We start from the raw sequence: 3,046 nt of genomic DNA on the forward strand, positions 1-3,046 counted from the left end.
TCATCAAGCGCCAGAGATACTATCAATCTTTGGACCTGGCTGCATAGTCAGTGATATCTTTGAGATAAATGTGTCAACCAATATTGACAATATCATAGCTGTCAATGGTATTCGGCGCATTGAACAGCACCGCTTTAAGGTACTGTTTGATGTTGCGGATTTTGGTGGTATTCTCTTTCATGCAGTCAAAGACAAATTCAATGTGACTGCTGTTGAGCTTCATAAACTTTGCCTTGACAAGCTCTGCCGGGTAATCGTCCCCGGCGATACGGATTGTCTTTCTCTTGCTGCATACCGTTTCAAGGATAATCGAAACAATTTCGTCCAGACGGTCTTTGTCTACCTGCCCGTAGCGTACAAAATGGTCGTACTCGATATTGTCCTTGATGATTTCCTCATAAACGCTGTATGCGTCTGTCGCTTCCTTTCGTTTCCGTTCCGGCGGCTCTGCCGCTTCCCCGTCGTAAGGCAAGGGATTTAGGGAATGGATAGGAATGGAATCGGTACTTGATAAATCTATATTTGATTTTTCTTTTTTGGGTAAGTTAGTCTTTTGTATATCTTTATTTAATTGCGTTGGATTTTCCAACGTAGGTTTTTTCTGCGTAGGTTTTTCCAACGTTGGATTATCCAATGTTGGATTTTCCAATGTAGGTAAATCCGATACAGGCGGGGTCTGCGGCTGCTCAAAAATCACATAATCTGCGCCGCGCAAGCGTCCTTTCTCGTCGCGTTCCCTTGAACGCACGATATACCCGGCGCGTTCCAGTTCCTTAACGGCTTCCCGGATAGCGTCGATTTTCTCCCGGTTGATAAAGGACAGCCCCGCAAGGGTGTAGTCCCAATCCTCTGGCAAGGACAGCATTTGCGATAACAGCCCTTTTGCCTTTAGGGATAGCTCCTTATTGCGTAAGTGGTGGTTGCTCATAACCGTATAGCCCTTGTTGCGCTCCACTCTGAAAACTGCCATAGCTTCATCACTCCTTTGCTGCATACCTGTTACGCAATAGAAACGCGATTTTGAGGGTTTAGGTATCAATCCCTTATCCGCTGAAAACCGCGTCCGCAAAGCCGCGTAAATCAAGGGCTTTTTCATGCCTACTGCGTAACAAAGGGCATGAAAAAAGCGGCGTTCCTGTTCTTCCTTGTGGGAAGTGAGAAACGCCGCCTGTGCGGTGCGTTATTCTGCTTCTTCGGCTATGAGGTCTTGTATGACTTCGCCAAAGTCTGCCGTAAAGGAAAAAATGAAGTATTCCAAAACGGCGGGGTCTGCGTCCATAGGCTCGGCTTCCTCGGAAAAGGGCAAGCCCATAAGCCCATAGAGCATTTTTATGATTTTGAACAGCTTCCCCCGGTCGGCGGGGGTGTTCATGGTAACAAGTACGTCGGTCAAGCGGTTTACGGTTTCCATGTCGCCGCCTGTCGTTACCCATACCATTTCTGCGAATGGCTGCGTGATTGCTCCGGTTACAAGGTTTACCTTATCCTTGCTGATTTCGCCGGACGGGAGTATAATACCCTTGTCTAAAAGTACGTTTTTCATGTCGTCCTCCTATAATTTGTGGTGCCAAAATGGTGCCCGGTCTTACAAAATCATCTTATACGGAGATATGGCAAGATAAATGACGATATGCAGAAAACCTTGATTTTAAGCCATTTTCGCGAGGTTTTATAAACACTTGCGCGGGCTTATAAGAAGATTTCCGTCTATCAAATCAATAAAAAAAAGATGCCAGGATTTCTCCTGACACCATAGTGACTATGCCAACTTCGTGCCCACTGGGCACAAGGTTGATTGTATTATTCTTCATTTCCTAATGATATTGGTTCTTTCTTTGTTTTCTTGTTTTTAGATATCATCTTATGACCTGTGTAAATAGCCATAATCATACAAAGCAAAGAACTTGCCGCAAAATATTTATGGCTTGATTTTGAACCTTTATATCCGCTATAAAAAGTTCCTAGCATCGTTATCAATGCTCCGACAGACCAATATTCATGAGCTTTCATTCTAACATCTCCCTTTGTGTTAATTTTAATATGTACCGTTTGATGAAATATGCAAACAGGAATTTGGAACGTGCTTTATAAATTTTTTCCGATCCCCTCAAGTTCGTTCATGGAATCCTTGTTTTTTTCAAGTTCATCTCTGGCTGTTGCATAATATGATTTTTTGAAAAGCATATCCCATGAAAGATATTTTGCCATACAGTCAAACTGCTTATCAATCAGCTCATACTGGATACTGTCTACGGGAGAACCGCCTACAACAATCGTGCCAACTTTTTTATTTTTTAACTGCAATCCACGGCAGTAGCACTTATCAATGATAAGTTTCAATTGTGCTGACATTCCCCACCAATAAACTGGTGTAGCAAAAAGGATCATATCTGCGGCAGCAATTTTATCAATTGTAGGATTTGTATCATCCTTATCGACGCATCCCTTAGAGCATTGACAGACACCACATCCCTTGCATGGTGCAATGTTGAGTTTGTCAGGTTCAATGATTTCAATTTCATTCTTTTCTGATGCTCCTTTTATAAATGCATTGATTGCTGTCAGCGTGTTTCCTTTTCTGGCACTTCCATTAATGATTACAATTTTCATGCGTGTATCCTCCAACTTCCGATTTCATGATATCATTTCTAATACAGATTTTACCGTATTTTTCAGATTCAGTCCATCTTTTAATCCCAGTCGATAGAAAAATTCTTCTGTTTCTGCTCCACTGCTAAAAATTGCATTACAGTATTCCGTAATCACTTCTTCCTGTTCTTGGGATAACGTTTCCAGTAATTTCTGGTATTTCTTATCAATCTCACTTACTGGCTCTTTATCCTGCTTTAACTTCCATTCTGAATATGCTTTCCCCATATGCTCTGTAATTGTCAGATTCACAAATTCCTGCACTTCCTCGGATATGGTGCTCGCAGATTCCTGTTTATCTTTCTTTTGTAACTGTTCAGAACTCCATTAGTTAAAGATGATATCGGAATTCCCTAAAAGGGCTTCTCTGATTGCTGTAAAAGCATTTATTCCATGC

5 protein-coding genes are annotated in these 3,046 nt (G+C 42.0%); all 5 read right to left on the reverse strand.

The window, feature by feature from the left end:
• Positions 1–73: 73 nt before the first annotated feature.
• On the reverse strand, positions 74–970 hold the full coding sequence (locus BUB85_RS20620; RefSeq protein WP_073113344.1) for a DUF6017 domain-containing protein: 897 nt from the start codon (positions 968–970) through the stop codon (positions 74–76).
• Positions 971–1,180: 210 nt separating this feature from the next.
• Positions 1,181–1,543 (reverse strand): hypothetical protein, encoded by a 363-nt coding sequence (locus BUB85_RS20625; protein WP_002584990.1) that lies wholly within the window; start codon positions 1,541–1,543, stop codon positions 1,181–1,183.
• Positions 1,544–1,800: 257 nt separating this feature from the next.
• Entirely contained in the window at positions 1,801–2,010 is a 210-nt protein-coding gene (locus tag BUB85_RS20630; RefSeq protein WP_009300563.1) for a DUF6219 family protein, read from the reverse strand.
• Between the two features lie 75 nt (positions 2,011–2,085).
• Positions 2,086–2,610 (reverse strand): flavodoxin family protein, encoded by a 525-nt coding sequence (locus tag BUB85_RS20635; protein WP_008119059.1) that lies wholly within the window; start codon positions 2,608–2,610, stop codon positions 2,086–2,088.
• Between the two features lie 24 nt (positions 2,611–2,634).
• Entirely contained in the window at positions 2,635–2,901 is a 267-nt protein-coding gene (locus BUB85_RS20640; protein ID WP_242945513.1) for a hypothetical protein, read from the reverse strand.
• Between the last annotated feature and the right edge of the window lie 145 nt (positions 2,902–3,046).

It is taken from the genome of Hespellia stercorisuis DSM 15480 (genome assembly GCF_900142165.1).
Lineage (GTDB): Bacteria > Bacillota > Clostridia > Lachnospirales > Lachnospiraceae > Hespellia > Hespellia stercorisuis.